14 protein-coding genes and 1 riboswitch are annotated in these 14,875 nt (G+C 57.5%); of the genes, 12 read left to right on the forward strand and 2 right to left on the reverse strand.

The genetic code is table 11. From position 1 onward, the window contains the following. Nucleotides 1–23: 23 nt before the first annotated feature. Nucleotides 24–887 carry a hypothetical protein gene (locus AC2FJC_RS15310; protein ID WP_496740151.1) on the reverse strand — a complete coding sequence of 288 codons (864 nt, stop codon included), beginning with the start codon at nt 885–887 and terminating at the stop codon, nt 24–26. Between the two features lie 120 nt (nt 888–1,007). Here AC2FJC_RS15310 and miaB point away from each other — a divergent pair, with 120 nt between their 5' ends. The 10 genes from miaB to cmk all read left to right on the forward strand — a co-directional run bounded on the left by miaB (nt 1,008) and on the right by cmk (nt 11,537). After that, on the forward strand, nt 1,008–2,327 hold the full coding sequence (gene miaB, locus AC2FJC_RS15315; RefSeq protein ID WP_496740152.1) for a tRNA (N6-isopentenyl adenosine(37)-C2)-methylthiotransferase MiaB: 1,320 nt from the start codon (nt 1,008–1,010) through the stop codon (nt 2,325–2,327). A 217-nt stretch (nt 2,328–2,544) separates the two neighbouring features. Continuing rightward, nucleotides 2,545–3,276, forward strand: coding sequence for an outer membrane protein (locus AC2FJC_RS15320; RefSeq protein ID WP_496740153.1), 732 nt, complete (start codon nt 2,545–2,547; stop codon nt 3,274–3,276). Nucleotides 3,277–3,430: 154 nt separating this feature from the next. Then, entirely contained in the window at nt 3,431–4,453 is a 1,023-nt protein-coding gene (locus AC2FJC_RS15325) for a PhoH family protein (protein WP_496740154.1), read from the forward strand. Between the two features lie 39 nt (nt 4,454–4,492). Then, nucleotides 4,493–4,987 carry an rRNA maturation RNase YbeY gene (gene ybeY, locus AC2FJC_RS15330; RefSeq protein WP_496740155.1) on the forward strand — a complete coding sequence of 165 codons (495 nt, stop codon included), beginning with the start codon at nt 4,493–4,495 and terminating at the stop codon, nt 4,985–4,987. Between the two features lie 36 nt (nt 4,988–5,023). Beyond that, on the forward strand, nt 5,024–5,911 hold the full coding sequence (locus AC2FJC_RS15335; RefSeq protein ID WP_496726806.1) for a hemolysin family protein: 888 nt from the start codon (nt 5,024–5,026) through the stop codon (nt 5,909–5,911). Continuing rightward, complete coding sequence (gene lnt / locus AC2FJC_RS15340) at nt 5,908–7,401, forward strand: apolipoprotein N-acyltransferase (protein WP_496740156.1); 1,494 nt, start codon at nt 5,908–5,910, stop codon at nt 7,399–7,401. Before AC2FJC_RS15335 ends, lnt begins: the two co-directional genes overlap by 4 nt. A 45-nt stretch (nt 7,402–7,446) precedes the next feature. Beyond that, nucleotides 7,447–7,494, forward strand: a riboswitch (SAM-SAH riboswitch). Between the two features lie 5 nt (nt 7,495–7,499). Next, entirely contained in the window at nt 7,500–8,681 is a 1,182-nt protein-coding gene (gene metK, locus AC2FJC_RS15345; RefSeq protein WP_496740157.1) for a methionine adenosyltransferase, read from the forward strand. 92 nt (nt 8,682–8,773) lie between these two features. Beyond that, a complete protein-coding gene (gene trmB / locus AC2FJC_RS15350; RefSeq protein ID WP_496740158.1) occupies nt 8,774–9,484 on the forward strand; it encodes a tRNA (guanine(46)-N(7))-methyltransferase TrmB in 711 nt (236 codons plus the stop codon). A gap of 68 nt (nt 9,485–9,552) precedes the next feature. Next, nucleotides 9,553–10,905 carry a 3-phosphoshikimate 1-carboxyvinyltransferase gene (aroA, locus tag AC2FJC_RS15355; RefSeq protein ID WP_496740159.1) on the forward strand — a complete coding sequence of 451 codons (1,353 nt, stop codon included), beginning with the start codon at nt 9,553–9,555 and terminating at the stop codon, nt 10,903–10,905. 5 nt (nt 10,906–10,910) lie between these two features. Further along, complete coding sequence (gene cmk, locus AC2FJC_RS15360) at nt 10,911–11,537, forward strand: (d)CMP kinase (RefSeq protein WP_496740160.1); 627 nt, start codon at nt 10,911–10,913, stop codon at nt 11,535–11,537. Between the two features lie 30 nt (nt 11,538–11,567). Here the strand turns inward: cmk and AC2FJC_RS15365 are convergent, their stop codons facing one another. Beyond that, nucleotides 11,568–12,047, reverse strand: coding sequence for a YHS domain-containing (seleno)protein (locus AC2FJC_RS15365; protein ID WP_058273166.1), 480 nt, complete (start codon nt 12,045–12,047; stop codon nt 11,568–11,570). Between the two features lie 218 nt (nt 12,048–12,265). On the opposite strand from AC2FJC_RS15365, the gene AC2FJC_RS15370 reads away from it, so the two are divergent. Both AC2FJC_RS15370 and AC2FJC_RS15375 read left to right on the forward strand, forming a co-directional pair. Beyond that, the gene (locus AC2FJC_RS15370) at nt 12,266–12,790 is read left to right on the forward strand and encodes a hypothetical protein (protein WP_496740161.1); all 525 of its coding nucleotides are present in this window, start codon (nt 12,266–12,268) and stop codon (nt 12,788–12,790) included. Between the two features lie 305 nt (nt 12,791–13,095). Continuing rightward, on the forward strand, nt 13,096–14,784 hold the full coding sequence (locus AC2FJC_RS15375) for a tryptophan halogenase family protein (RefSeq protein ID WP_496740162.1): 1,689 nt from the start codon (nt 13,096–13,098) through the stop codon (nt 14,782–14,784). Nucleotides 14,785–14,875 lie beyond the last annotated feature (91 nt).

The following is a 14,875-nucleotide window of genomic DNA, read 5'->3' on the forward strand; positions in this document are numbered from 1 at the left end:
GCCGGATAGGTCATTGAGGCGGGTCAGAACCACTGGCCCGTTTCGATCAACCCCATCTCAAGCAACTGATTTGACGACCATTCGAACGGAATCGAATTGCGCCAGCGGAATGTCGGAATGTCGAAAGTCGATCCTGCGTTGGTTTTCAAGGCTTTGGCTGCCCGGAACGAGCACACCGCGGCAGTCAAATTGTGGTGCCACGGGCAAGAATACGTATTGTATTCTTCGTCGTTAAACGTGTGACCCGGCCGCAATAACAATCCACTTTTGGATTTGAACAGGGCGATCCGGTCAATTCGGCGGTTTTGTGCGGGAACGTGTTCTTCGAACCGCCATCGTAAACCACCAGACATATCCAGCTGGCGCTCCTTCGGGTGCTTCATTGAATCCAGACGCGCCTGGGCAAAATACCCTGTGCGATCCATCATCGCGCGTTGAGGTGCGACGCCATTCGGGAATTCGTTCAGATCCTCGGCATACAGATCGACAACATGGCTCAGCATCGAGTCGCGGCGCTCTTCAGTGTGAAACGCCAGCATCTCTCCGATTGAACGCGTCTCGCAAAAGGGAAAGAAGAGGTACTCGGCGTTAAAGCAGTAATACATCCACAAACCTGGTGCCGCCTGAATGATCTTGTTGATCGTCTCAAACACGATGGTGCGGGGAACGCAGCTGAGAGTGACGCGGTGAACTTGATCCTCAAGTTCGGGGTCCAGCACAAATTCCTGCGGCATGAATACGATCAGGGACTTAAAGCCCAGGTTCAGATGGTGACGGATGGTGCTATCAATTTCGACGTCATCTTCGACGAAAACCAACGCGAGGGGTCCCTTTGCCAAAGCGGCCTTGCCCGTTTGCAAAAAAGAGTCGAGAGATTCGTATTGCATTGCCTGTCCGCTGCCGCCTTGCTGGAGTTTCGGGTCAAAATCAGGTAATCGCGTCGCCATTGCAAGCGGCGTTCGTTGGGTATAGACGACGCCGATCCCGCGAATGCAAAGGCCGTTTTCATGTCAGAACCCAAAAAGCTGTACATCAAGACCTATGGTTGCCAGATGAACGTATACGACAGCGAGCGTATGGCGGAGACGCTGGGCGGCCAGGGATACGTGGAAACGAAAACTCCCGATGATGCGGATATGATCCTGCTGAACACCTGCCATATTCGGGAAAAAGCCGCGGAAAAAATCTATTCCGAGCTTGGCCGGTTCAAAGGTTTGAAGACTGAAAAGCCCGACCTCAAGATTGGTGTTGCGGGATGTGTTGCGCAGGCGGAAGGCGAAGAGATCATGCGTCGCCAGCCGATGGTCGACCTTGTTGTTGGCCCGCAAAGCTATCACCGCCTGCCTGAGATGGAGGCGAAGACCCGCACCGGTGCCAAGGCGCTGGACACGGATTTCCCCGAAGAGGACAAGTTTGAGAAACTCAAAGGCCGACCAAAGGCCAAACGTGGTCCGACTGCGTTTCTGACGGTGCAAGAGGGCTGCGACAAGTTCTGCGCCTTCTGCGTGGTGCCTTATACGCGCGGGGCCGAAGTCAGCCGTCCCGCTGATCGTATCCTGCGTGAGGCGAACGATCTGGTCGAACGCGGGGTGCGCGAAATCACTCTGCTGGGGCAGAACGTCAACGCCTATCACGGCGCTGGTCCGAATGGTGACATGACGCTGGCCGGTCTGATCTGGGAGCTGAACAAGGTCGACGGGCTGGAGCGGATCCGGTTCACCACCTCACACCCCAACGACATGGCCGATGACCTGATCGAGGCGCACGGGACGTGCGACAAGCTGATGCCTTATCTGCATCTGCCGGTTCAGTCGGGTTCGGATCGCATCCTCAAGCGAATGAACCGCAGCCACACCGCCGAGAGCTATCTGCGCCTGATCGAACGTATTCGCGCCGCGCGCCCGGATATCGTGATGTCCGGCGACTTCATCGTCGGCTTCCCAGAAGAGACCGAAGAGGATTTTCAGGCCACCATGGATTTGGTGGAAGAGGTCAAATACGGATATGCGTATTCGTTCAAGTACTCGACCCGCCCCGGAACACCGGCGGCTGAGCGGTCTCAGGTTGATCCCAAGGTTGCGGACGACCGTCTGCAGCGGCTTCAGGGGTTGATTACCCGTCACCAGCGCGAGATTCAGGACGCGATGGTTGGCCGGGACGTGAAAGTGCTGTTTGAAAAACCGGGTCGTTTGCCAGGTCAGATGGTCGGAAAATCCGAGTATCTTCATTCGGTTCACGTGTCTGACGCTGATGTTGCGGTGGGCGAATTGCGCGATGTCCGGATCATGTCATCGGGCGCAAATTCATTGGCGGGTGCGTTGCGGTAACGCGTCCGTTATTTGGATTTTGGAAACCATACGGTTTTGTTAATTCCAAATTTACCCTTGATTTATTACTCGGAATTATGTTCCGAGAAAAATCAGGTCGCTTGGGGGGCGAGTGTTTTGCGCCTTTGGGAAACCTCATCTCTTGCCGGCGGGATGAGCAGGTCGGTGAATGGAAAGGGTACGAGTGAAGACTTTGAAACGTTTATCAGGGCGGCTGTTGAAATCCGCTCTTACCACCGCGATCGCTATTACGGCGCTTCCCGGTGTGACCGCTGCAGGCAATCTGGATCAAGGTCTCTCTGACCCTCCTGTCGTCAACCCCAAACGGTTCGGCAGTGACGTCAGCGCCTTTTACCTGGGTGCTACGGGCGCGTACGCTTTCGGAGGCGACGATCGATTTGGACTGACTGGACCCGGCGGAACCTCGGCAGTAGGTGACCTGGACCTGAGCGGTTCGTTGGGTGGCGTACGGGCCGGGTGGCGCGGCGTTTTGCCAGCGCGCGGTGGGCGCGACTATGTGTATGGGTTTGAGCTTGGATACGAGTTCGGCTCGCTTAGCGATGACGCCTCCAACCAGATCAACGGCCAGACAGTCACGGGCGGGTCTGAAATATCTGACGTGTTCTCGATTCGGCTGCGCAATGGTCTGACCAACAAAAGCGGTACAGTGTTGTATTTTGTGTCGGCTGGATATGTGAATGGCGACATCAACACAACAAGCAGACAGGCCGTCCAGGGGGGGTCTCAATTCTTCGAAAGTGGCGGCCGACGCAGCGGCTTTACCGCCAGCATCGGGGCCGAACATAACCTGACCGACCAATGGTCGATCACGGGTGAGTTCGAATACGTTCAATTCAGCGCGGAAAACGTGGATTTCGGCAATGGAACGTCGACCAGATCGACGCCGAAGTATCGCGGTCTGAAGTTGGGTTTGAATTATCGGTTCTGACACGCCGACTGAAACAGCGGCACCAACAGGAGCCGCGCACGGGCCGGGCGCATTGGCGGTTTTGCCATTTGGGCGGAAAAAATGAAACTGTGGCTTGCGCCCACCAAGACTTCCTGTCTACGCTCAAGGTGAAACGCCAAGACAGGAGAGCGGATTGGCCATCGGTGCCCTAAACCCACCGCAAGATGAAATGCCTCAGCGCGAAGCGTTTGTTGAGTTTCCAGACAACCGATTATTAATTGACCTGTGCGGGGAATATGACCGCAATCTGACAGATATTGAGCAAAAGTTATCTGTTCAAATTGTACGTCGCGGGAATCAGCTGGCCGTGATGGGTGACGAAGACGCCCAGAATCAGGCCATTGAGGTTTTGCAGGCGCTATACACGCGCTTGGAAGGCGGACGTGACGTCGAAGCGGCCGATGTGGACCGCGAGCTGCGGATGGGTGGCTCCGAGACGGGAACCGGCAGCCGCGACGGTGATCAGCTTGAGATGTTCAGAGGCGGCACGGTCGAAATCAAAACGCGCAAGAAACTGGTCGAGCCGCGCACGGATGCGCAAAAGGCATATGTCCAGTCCCTGTTCCAGAACGAGCTTGCCTTTGGGATTGGCCCTGCTGGTACAGGCAAGACCTATCTGGCCGTAGCCGCTGGCGTATCGATGTTTATCGGTGGCCACGTAGATCGGATCATTCTCAGCCGCCCTGCGGTCGAAGCGGGTGAAAAGCTGGGCTATCTGCCCGGTGACATGAAAGACAAGGTCGATCCGTACATGCAGCCGTTGTACGATGCCTTGAATGATTTTCTGCCGGGCAAGCAACTGGCCAAACTGATTGAAGAAAAGCGAATCGAAATCGCGCCGCTGGCCTTTATGCGGGGACGCACCTTGGCGAATGCGTTTGTTGTGCTGGATGAGGCGCAAAACGCAACGACGATGCAGATGAAGATGTTCCTGACCCGTCTGGGTGAAGGAAGCCGAATGGTGATCACCGGCGACCGGTCACAGGTCGACCTGCCGCGGGGTGTTCAATCGGGTCTGGCTGATGCCGAGCGTTTGTTGAGCACGATCCCAAATATCAGCTTCAACTATTTCACGTCCAAGGATGTTGTGCGCCATCCGCTTGTCGCCGCCATAATCGAAGCGTATGAGGCCGACTCGGGCCGCGAAAAAGCATAGTCGTCCCGGTTGCGGCCACAGGGCTTTGGACACGGTGAGATGAACCTGGAAGTGACGATCGAAGATGCGCGTTGGCAACAGCTTGAACCGTTGGCCGCGCGCGCGACAAAGGCTGTATTGGACTTTTGCGATCTGGACGCCGAGCTGTGCGAAGTCAGCCTGCTGGCCTGTGATGATGTGCGAATTGCTGACCTGAATGCGGAATTTAGGGAAAAGCCCACTCCGACCAATGTGCTGAGTTGGCCAGCCGAAGATCTGGCCCCTGATGAAGCAGGGCAGAGACCTGCCCGACCCACGCAAGACTTTACGGGCGAAATCGCGCTGGGCGACATTGCGATTTCCTTTGACACTTGCGCACGCGAAGCGGCCGACGCCAACAAAACCATGGACGATCACGTCACGCATCTGATCGTTCACGGAGTGTTGCACTTGCTGGGCTATGATCACATTCGTGACCCCGACGCCACTTTGATGGAAGGGGTCGAGGTCGAGATACTTGGCAAAATGGGTATAGATGACCCATATAGTATGTAATAGTGGCCGCATTGGCCGATCATTTGGAACAGGATTATGGGCGATACAGACGGCAGTTCTATGGCGGCGCAGAGCGCGCAACCGAAGGACAGCGGTGAAAATGCCAGCGAAAAAACTGGCTTCTTTTCTCGAATAGTGGACGCGTTCTCGCCGCAGAGCGACGAAGAGGTCAACGCGACCAATGGACATGAGGTCGACATGGTTCAGCCTCGCGGCATGATCAACCTGCGGCGAATGCGGGTCGAAGATGTGGCTATTCCCACGGCGGAAATTGTGTCCGTGCCATCAACGATCAGCAAAGATGAACTGGCCCAGGTTTTCCGCGACAGCGGCCTGTCCCGTATCCCGGTCTACGAAGGAACACTTGATACGCCTTTGGGGTTTGTGCACCTCAAAGACTTTGCGCTGACTCATGGATTTAATGGCACCGGGTCTGAATTTGATCTGGTCTCGATGCTGCGGACGTTGCTGTTTGTGCCGCCGTCGATGCCGATTGGCGTGTTGTTGACGAAGATGCAGACCGAACGCCGCCACATGGCGCTGGTGATTGACGAATACGGCGGTGTTGATGGTCTTGTGTCGATCGAGGATCTGATCGAACAGGTGGTCGGTGAGATCGCCGATGAGCACGATGCCGACGAAGGTCAGCTTTGGATTCAGGACAAGCCCGGTTGCTATGTCGTGCAGGCGCGCGTTCCGCTAGAAGATTTCGAAGCCGAGATCGGGCGTTCTCTGACAAGTCACGAAGACGTGGACGAGGAAGAAATCGACACGTTGGGCGGATTGGTCTTCATGTTGTCTGGTCGCGTCCCCGCACGAGGCGAGGTCGTGTTGCATCCCGAAGGTCCCGAGTTCGAGGTGATCGACGCCGACCCGCGCCGGATCAAACGTCTGCGTGTCATGTTGCCGGATCGCGTTGAATGAACCCTGCACAGGGCTGGCCGTTTTGGCTTCGGTTAATATCCGCAGCTCTGCTGGGCGCGGTCGCGGCGTTTGGGCTTGCTCCGTTCGGCATTTGGCCGGCAACAGTGATCGCATTGGTCCTGCTGTCGCCTCTGTTTCTAACGACTGAGACGCGGGTGAAGGCGGCCTGGTTGGGCTGGGCCTTTGCGACCGGATATTTCGCGCATGCGCTCAGTTGGATTGTCGAGCCGTTCCTTGTTGATGTCCAACGTCACGGATGGATGGCGCCTTTTGCCCTAACATTCATGGCAGGCGGCCTCGCGCTGTTTTGGGCGCTAGCTTTTTGGCTGGTGCGGCGTCCCGACAGCGATGGCGTATCACAGGCCGTGTTTCTGGCGATTTCAATCTCACTGCTGGAATTTGCGCGAGGCTATGTTCTGACGGGGTTTCCCTGGGCGGGGCTGGCGCAGGTCTGGGTGGACACACAGGGCGCACAGCTATTGTCTCTGTTCGGTCCATATGGGCTGGGCGCGGTGACTTTGCTGGCGACTTTGCCGCTTGGGGCCGCGCTGTCGCAGCGCGATGGCTATGTGGTTCCGTTAGTCCTAACTGTTGGAACCGCGTGTTTCGCATTGATTTATGCCGCATCGCGCCCGGCCATTACGGACACTGAGAATGTTGTTCGCCTCATTCAACCAAATGCACCCCAGCATCAGAAATGGGATCCGGATTACGCCCCGCTGTTTTTTGCCCGTCAATTAGAGTTCACGGCGGCGTCACCGCGACCAGATTTGATTGTCTGGCCGGAAACCTCGGTTCCTGCATGGCTGGGCAGTGCGCAGCCTTATCTGACCGCAATCGCCGATGCCGCGCAGGGGACGCCCGTATTTCTGGGTATTCAGAGAGGGGACGGCCCGCGCATTTTCAATTCGATGATCTATCTGGATGAAGATGGCCGGCAGCAGGGGCTTTATGACAAGCATCACTTGGCGCCCTTTGGCGAATATGTCCCGTTTGGTGAGATCCTGGCCCAGTTCGGAATTTACGGAATGGCTGCCACCACCGGTAATGGCTTTAGCGCCGGACCGGGGGCTTCGCTGATGGACGCTGGCAAGCTGGGAAAAGCCTTGCCGCTTATTTGCTATGAGGCGGTTTTTACTCAGGACGTCTTGTCAGCACCGGGTCGTGCCGATTTTCTTTTGCAGATCACCAACGACGCGTGGTTCGGAACGCGCTCGGGGCCGTATCAGCATCTGGCCCAGGCGCAAATGCGCGCCATCGAGCAGGGGTTGCCGATGATGCGGTCGGCCAATACCGGAGTGTCAGCGATGATTGACCCGCTGGGTCGGGTTACCGAGGCATTGCCCCTGGGCCAGGCCGGTTTTGTCGATGCGACATTGCCCAAGGCGCTGGCCCCGACTGTGTACGCCCGGTTGGGTGATGCACCGGTATTTGTCGCGCTGTTGGCGTTTTTCGCGCTGTTTTGGCGCAACGCCAGAGAACAGCAATAGTATTTTCGGATTGACGCTGTGTTTCTTGATGCGTATCGGGTTGCATGCTCATCACAACGGCTTCCTGGCGTGATGGAATAATTCAATGGAGCACTTTCATGTCCCGACAGAACTACACATTTACTTCGGAATCTGTTTCCGAAGGGCACCCGGATAAGGTTTGCGACCGAATCTCCGATGCAGTGCTTGACGCATTTCTGAATGAAGAACCCGAAGCGCGCGTAGCGTGTGAAACCTTTGCTACGACCGACCGGGTCGTCATCGGTGGCGAAGTAGGTTTGTCTGATCAGGAAAAGCTGCACGATTACATGGGCCGCATCGACGAAATTGCGCGCGCCTGTATCAAAGACATCGGATACGAGCAGGACAAGTTCCACCACGAAACCGTCGAGGTAACGAACCTGCTGCACGAACAGTCCGCACATATCGCCCAAGGTGTGGATGCCGCCGCAGACAAGGACGAAGGTGCTGGTGACCAGGGCATCATGTTCGGTTACGCGACCACGGAAACACCTGCGCTGATGCCGGCCCCAATCCAGTATTCACACGCGATCCTGCGCCGTCTTGCCGAAGTGCGCAAGAATGGCAGCGAGCCCGCGCTGGGGCCTGATGCCAAGTCGCAATTGTCGGTCGTTTACCGTGACGGAAAGCCAGTCGGTGTCAGCTCGATCGTGTTGTCGACACAACACTTGGACGAAGCGCTGAGCTCGGCCGACATCCGCGCGATTGTCGAGCCTTACATTCGTGAATCTCTGCCCGAAGGGTGGTTGAGCAACGAAACCGAGTGGCACGTGAATCCCACGGGCAAATTCGTGATCGGTGGCCCGGATGGTGACGCAGGTCTGACCGGGCGCAAGATCATCGTAGACACCTATGGTGGCGCAGCGCCGCACGGCGGTGGCGCGTTCTCGGGCAAGGATCCGACCAAGGTGGACCGCTCGGCCGCGTATGCCGCGCGCTATCTGGCCAAGAACGTTGTGGCCGCCGGAATGGCAGAACGCTGCACGATCCAGCTGAGCTATGCGATTGGTGTGTCCAAGCCGCTGTCTATCTATGCCGACACTCACGGCACTGGTGAAATCCCGGACGCAGAAATCGAAAAGGCTGTTGGCCAGGTCATGGATCTAACCCCGCGCGGTATCCGGCAGCACCTGCAGATGAACAAGCCTATCTACCAGCGTACCGCAGCCTATGGCCATTTCGGCCGTGATCCCGATGCTGATGGCGGTTTTAGCTGGGAACGCACCGATCTGGTCGACGCTCTGAAAGCAGCAGTTTGATCCAAACTAATCGAAGCGCGCCGTAACCGGCGCGCTTTTTCGTTCAGGCACCGGGGTTGCAACACTTCGACCAGCGCATTATGGGCACCGCCATGAGCACTCAGACCCCACAACGCCCGCGCAGAAACTTTTATGGCCGCTTTAAGGGAAAGACCTTGAAGCAGAGTCAAAAGACGTATCTGAACGAAGACCTAGACGCCTTGTCGCCGGGTGCTGTCGACTGGGAAACCAACCCCGAGCGGCATCCGCTGGACCTGCAGGCGCTGTTCGGCGGCAAGAATGTCTGGCTCGAGGTCGGCTTCGGCGGCGGTGAACATCTGGTGCATCAGGCTGCGAGCAACCCTGATATCGGCATTGTTGGGGCTGAGCCCTACATCAACGGCGTCGCCATGCTGTTGGGAAAAATTCGTAAAGCCGGGGTCGAGAACCTGGCCGTGCATCCGGGCGATGCGCGTGACCTGTTCGACGTGCTGCCCGAGGCCAGTATCTCTCGAGCCTTTCTTCTGTATCCCGACCCGTGGCCCAAGACGCGGCATCACCGCCGCCGTTTCGTGACTCAGGAGCATCTGGAGCCTCTGGCCCGCGCTCTGAAACCCGGCTCAATCCTTCGCGTCGCGACAGACATTCCCGACTATGTGCGCCAAACACTGGAAGAGGTGCCACGCGCCGGGTTCGAATGGCTGGCCGAGCGTCCTGCTGACTGGCGCGAGCCGTGGGATGACTGGATTTCCACCCGCTACGAACAGAAGGCCCTGCGTGAAGGCCGCACACCTCACTACCTGACCTTCCGCCGTAAAGACTGATTGCGGCTGGACCAACCGGCTCCAATTCGCTAATCCGCCTTGAACTGATAGCGAAAACAGGAGCCCCCATGTCCGGACACGGCACGCCCATCCCGATGACCTCGCATCCTTGCGGCCCGCTGACCGGAACGGCAGAGGTGCCCGGTGACAAGTCAATCTCGCATCGGTCGTTGATCCTGGGCGCGATGGCGGTGGGCGAGACCCGGATCTCTGGCCTGTTGGAAGGCGAAGATGTTCTGGACACCGCCAAGGCCATGCGCGCCTTCGGGGCCGAGGTTACTGACCATGGCGGCGGTGAATGGACTGTGCATGGTGTGGGCGTCGGTGGCTTTGCCGAACCCGATCAGGTGATCGATTGCGGCAACTCGGGCACCGGTGTTCGCTTGATTATGGGCGCGATGGCGACCTGTCCGATTTCGGCGACTTTTACGGGCGACGCGAGCCTGAACAAACGCCCCATGGCGCGGGTCACAGATCCGCTGGCTTTGTTCGGAACGCAATCGGTGGGCCGTTCAGGGGGGCGCTTGCCCATGACGATCGTTGGCGCGGCTGACTCCACTCCGGTGCGCTACGAGGTGCCCGTGCCTTCGGCCCAGGTGAAATCTGCAGTGCTTCTGGCTGGCCTCAATGCTCCCGGCAAAACCGTTGTGATCGAGAAAGAAGCCACACGTGACCATTCCGAGCGTATGCTGGCAGGCTTTGGCGCGGAAATCACCGTTGAGGACACTGATGAGGGCCGGGTGATCACTCTGACCGGTCGCCCCGAGTTGAAACCGCAGGTCATCGCCGTTCCGCGCGATCCGTCCAGCGCGGCCTTTCCGGTCTGCGCTGCGTTGCTCACGCCCGGGTCGGACGTTTTGGTGCCGGGCATCGGCCTGAACCCCACCCGTGCGGGGTTGTTCACCACGCTGCGCGAGATGGGTGCAGACCTGGCCTATGAGAATGAGCGCGAAGAGGGCGGCGAACCTGTCGCCGATCTGCGCGCAAAGTACTCGCCGAATATGAAGGGGATCGATGTTCCACCCGAACGCGCGGCCTCGATGATTGATGAATACCCGGTTTTGTCCGTGATTGCGGCAAATGCCACCGGCGTCACGATGATGGGCGGCGTAAAAGAACTGCGCGTGAAGGAAAGCGACCGGATCGACGCAATGGCGCGGGGCCTGCGCGCCAATGGTGTAACTGTCGAAGAAGGTGATGAATGGTGGTCGGTTGAAGGGCTGGGCATCGGCAACGTCCCCGGTGGCGGCACCTGCGAAAGCTTTCTGGACCACCGGATCGCCATGTCGTTCATGATTTTGGGGATGGGGGCCAAAAAGGGTGTAACCGTCGACGATGCGGGCCCGATCGCCACCTCGTTCCCGATTTTTGAACCTTTGATGGCCACGTTGGGTGCGAAACTGCAGCGTAATAATCGGTAGGTTTGATGTCAGATTCGCAGTTCACAATCGCCATTGACGGGCCTGCGGCGGCGGGCAAGGGCACGATCTCAAAAGCGATCGCGGCCCGGTTTGGCTTCGCGCATCTGGACACCGGGCTTTTGTACCGCGCGGTCGGCAGGCGGACTTTGCAGGGACTCGAGCCGATTGCGGCAGCGCACGCCCTGACCCCCGAAGAGTTGGAGCAGGGCGATTTGCGTACGGCCGAGATTGCGCAAGCAGCCTCAAAAGTAGCCGTGATCCCCGAGGTTCGAGCCGCGTTGGTTGACTTTCAGCGGGCGTTTGCGCGCCGCAGCGGGGGCGCGGTGCTGGATGGTCGCGACATCGGTACTGTGATTTGTCCCGAGGCCGAGGTGAAACTGTTCGTCACCGCCAGCCCCGAAGTTCGGGCCGAGCGTCGGTTCCTTGAGCTCATCGCGAAGGGCAATGATATCTCGCGTGAACAGGTGCTGTCGGACGTAAAAGAGCGCGACGCGCGGGATACGGAACGTAGCACTGCGCCGATGAAGCCGGCAGAGGATGCAGTCCTGCTGGACACGTCAGATTTGAGCGTCGAAGCCGCGTTGGAAAAAGCTATCAAGGTCATTGAAGCAAAAAAGCCTGCACGGTCGTAACCGTGCAGGCCTTGGTCTTTTGTGGCCAGATTACAGTTCTCCGACCGCGATGCTTTTGATCTTGGACCACTGATTGTCAGCGGTTTCGGATGTGGCAGAGACATCTTCAAGGAACGCCGCGCGAGTATCTGCGTTCAGGAACAGATACAGCTTTCCGTCAGCCACCAAGTATTGATCCGGATCGCCGTCGAATTTTTTGCCGACAGAAACGCCGAACGAACAGAACCCGCCATGTTGTGGCAGGTAGGCCGCCGGGTTGGCCTCGAACGCTTCACGGTTGGCGGCGCTGGTGAAGTAATAAGATGCGCCGTCATAAGTGGCCGAGTGGGTGGCAAAGCCATCGACCGGGTTGCCGTCGTTAACGAGAGTTACCAGATCGACCCCATGCGCCGCAAGCGGCGCACCGGCGGCAGAAATACCGTTTGATACGTTGATCTCATCCGCAGCAAAGGCCGGGGCTGCGATCAGGGGCAATGTGGCGATCAGGGTGGTAAGAACGAGAGATTTCATTTGTATTTCCTTTCCGGTTCAGAGTCCGGCCAGCAGGTCTGCCAGCCGCTGAACCAAAGCTAGGAACTAGGTTCTGAACGAGCTATCGCAGAAAGCCCTGAGTATCTTGCAGATCGTTCAAAGCTGTCGGTACCTTCGAAATACTGTTCACCAAGCTTTGTTTGGTCAGTTCTGTGCCCCGACCCTATTGTCGGCCTATAGCCTGCAGGAGCGATGCCATGATCCGACTAGCCTTATTGATGATTTTCCTCTCCGGAAGTGCCTTCGCTCAAGAGACGGCTGAGCCGGAACCCCCGATGACGTATGAGCGGTTGGGAAAGATCATCTTTGCGCTCGATCCTGACGCGAAACCGTTTGGACCGGGGTTTGAGCTGAAGGTTGGGGACGTAACGGTGCTGGTCGTTACGGATATCAATGCAGACCGGATGCGGGCCATGGTCGCGATTGGCAGCGCCGAAGATTTGTCGCCCGCTGACCTTGAACGCGTGATGCAGGCGAATTTTGACAGTACGCTGGACGCGCGTTACGCGATTGCGAATGATATTTTGTGGGCTGCGTACATCCATCCGCTATCCCGGCTGGACAAGAACCAGCTGATCTCGGGGCTGGCCCAGACAGTGAACATCGCCAAGACCTATGGCACCTTGTACACCGGCGGCGCGGCGGAGTTTGGAGGGGGCGACAGCCAGGATCTGCAGCGCGATCTGATCGAAGAACTTCTGAAAAAAGGCGAGGAAATCTGACACGCGCCCGGGAATTGCGTTTGCTCTGATCTCAAGTTGCCTCGCAGAAGCTGTGTTGCATCGGCGGCCCGGTTTGCCTTTAACGCATCGCGGTTAAGTGTACTGCCCAGGGCAGGGTGCCGTGACCGAGCGTCGCTTGCCGAAAGAAGGAAAGTACATTGAGGTCAGGGCGCGCTAGACCCTAGCTGGACGCAGGAAACCTGCTATGCTTTGCCCATGCCAGAAGGGAAGGCTGCCATACAATCCTCAAAAACAAAAAGGGGAAGCAGCCAAGAAATCCCTCAAGCCAACAGGGACAGAACAATATGAATAATCGTTTGCGTAAGATCACTATCGTGGGTGGTGGCACGGCGGGTTGGATGACCGCGCTGATACTGGACATGGTGTTTTCACGCACCTCGGCCCCCAAGGATCGCCCGCGCATCTGCCTGATCGAAAGCCCCAATATCGCCACCGTTGGCGTTGGTGAGGCCACGGTGCCGCGCATGCCGGCCACTCTGCGTCAGGCGGGCATTTCCGAGCGGGATTTTTTTCGCGAGACAAATGCATCGTTCAAGCTGGGCGTGAAGTTCTGCAATTGGAACAAGGACGCAAAGGGCAATCGCATCGATTATGTGAACCCCTTTGCCCACGGTCAGTTGTTGGAAGGGTTGGAAGCCGCCGAGTATTTCTTGCGCTTTGGCAATGGCGATCGGGACTTTACGCAATCCATCTCGCCGCATGACGATCTGGCCCGCCTGTGCAAGGGCGGGCGACCGCTGGGTCAGCCCGAGTTCGAACAACGGTTTGGCTATGCTTATCATCTGGACGCTGTGAAATTTGCGGGCATGCTGACCAAGGTCTGCACCAAGCGCGGGGTGGAGCACATTCAGGATGAGGTGCAGGCGGTTGAACTGGATGAACAGGGCAATGTCAGCCATCTGATGTTAGAGCGTAAGGGCCGCCACGACATCGAGATGGTCATAGATTGCACCGGGTTCCGCGGTTTGATCATCAACAAAGCACTGGGTGAGCCGTTTATGGATTACTCGGATTACCTGCCCAACGACCGCGCCATGGCTTTGCAGATTGAACATCCCGACCCAGAGAAAATCGAAAGCGTCACCCGGTCTACCGCGCTGGGCGCCGGTTGGACATGGCGGGTGCCGCTCTACAACCGTGTGGGCACAGGATATGTGTATTCATCGGCGCATCGCACGGATGATCAGGCGGCAGATGAATATCTCGAATGGCTAGGCGACAGCGGCAAAGGTTTGACACCGCGCGTGATCCCGATGCGCATCGGGCGCGTGCGCAATGCCTGGGTCAAGAACTGTCTGGCAATCGGTTTGTCTGGCGGGTTCATTGAACCGTTGGAAAGTACCGCAATCCATATGGTTGATCATGCGGTGCGCTGGTTCGCAGAACACCTGCCTACACGCGACATCGAACCATCGCTGCGGGCAAGATATAACCGGCAAATGAACAAGATGTATGACGAGGTCCTGGATTTCATCTGTCTGCACTATCGCCTGGGCAACCGCACGGATGATCAATATTGGATCGATGCGCGCACAGCGATGAAGATACCGGATCGTTTGGCCGAAAACCTGGAATTGTGGCAGCACCGCCTGCCCATGGAACACGATATCGAATTCGCCACACTGTTTAATTTCCGCGTTTATCAGACGGTTCTTTTGGGCAAGCAGGTCTATGACACCGGCTATGGGACCGGCATCCGTGATCGTCTGCGGCCGTTGAAGAAACCGATTTGGTTCCAGTGGTGGAAGGGCGCGAAGGTGGATCTTGCGCAGATCCTCAAGGCGATGCCGGATCACAAAACACTGCTGCGCGATATCCGAGGAGAGCTGGAGCAACCGCCAGCCTTCGGTATGGCGGCTGCGATGCAACCGACCGTCGCGATGCCGGGCGAACAACTTGCACCCGTGGCAATCCAGAACATGCCGAACCTTGCCGAAATCCAAAGCGGCAAGAAGGACCTGCAACTGTTCTAGAAGGTCCTAGCGCTCCGCGCAGCTTTGCGGTGGTGGCAGCATTGAACTGCGCTGCGCGAACCAAGGGCCTACTAGAGAAATGTAAAATGCC

The organism is Ruegeria sp. CDSB117, assembly GCF_059611005.1.

Excerpts from the sequence above, each read along its gene's own strand:
- AC2FJC_RS15310 (WP_496740151.1), bottom strand. The coding sequence starts at position 887 with ATGCAATACGAATCTCTCGACTCTTTTTTGCAAACGGGCAAGGCCGCT.
- miaB (WP_496740152.1), top strand. The coding sequence starts at position 1,008 with ATGTCAGAACCCAAAAAGCTGTACATCAAGACCTATGGTTGCCAGATG.
- ybeY (WP_496740155.1), top strand. The coding sequence starts at position 4,493 with ATGAACCTGGAAGTGACGATCGAAGATGCGCGTTGGCAACAGCTTGAA.
- AC2FJC_RS15335 (WP_496726806.1), top strand. The coding sequence starts at position 5,024 with ATGGGCGATACAGACGGCAGTTCTATGGCGGCGCAGAGCGCGCAACCG.
- lnt (WP_496740156.1), top strand. The coding sequence starts at position 5,908 with ATGAACCCTGCACAGGGCTGGCCGTTTTGGCTTCGGTTAATATCCGCA.
- metK (WP_496740157.1), top strand. The coding sequence starts at position 7,500 with ATGTCCCGACAGAACTACACATTTACTTCGGAATCTGTTTCCGAAGGG.
- trmB (WP_496740158.1), top strand. The coding sequence starts at position 8,774 with ATGAGCACTCAGACCCCACAACGCCCGCGCAGAAACTTTTATGGCCGC.
- aroA (WP_496740159.1), top strand. The coding sequence starts at position 9,553 with ATGTCCGGACACGGCACGCCCATCCCGATGACCTCGCATCCTTGCGGC.
- cmk (WP_496740160.1), top strand. The coding sequence starts at position 10,911 with ATGTCAGATTCGCAGTTCACAATCGCCATTGACGGGCCTGCGGCGGCG.
- AC2FJC_RS15365 (WP_058273166.1), bottom strand. The coding sequence starts at position 12,047 with ATGAAATCTCTCGTTCTTACCACCCTGATCGCCACATTGCCCCTGATC.
- AC2FJC_RS15370 (WP_496740161.1), top strand. The coding sequence starts at position 12,266 with ATGATCCGACTAGCCTTATTGATGATTTTCCTCTCCGGAAGTGCCTTC.
- AC2FJC_RS15375 (WP_496740162.1), top strand. The coding sequence starts at position 13,096 with ATGAATAATCGTTTGCGTAAGATCACTATCGTGGGTGGTGGCACGGCG.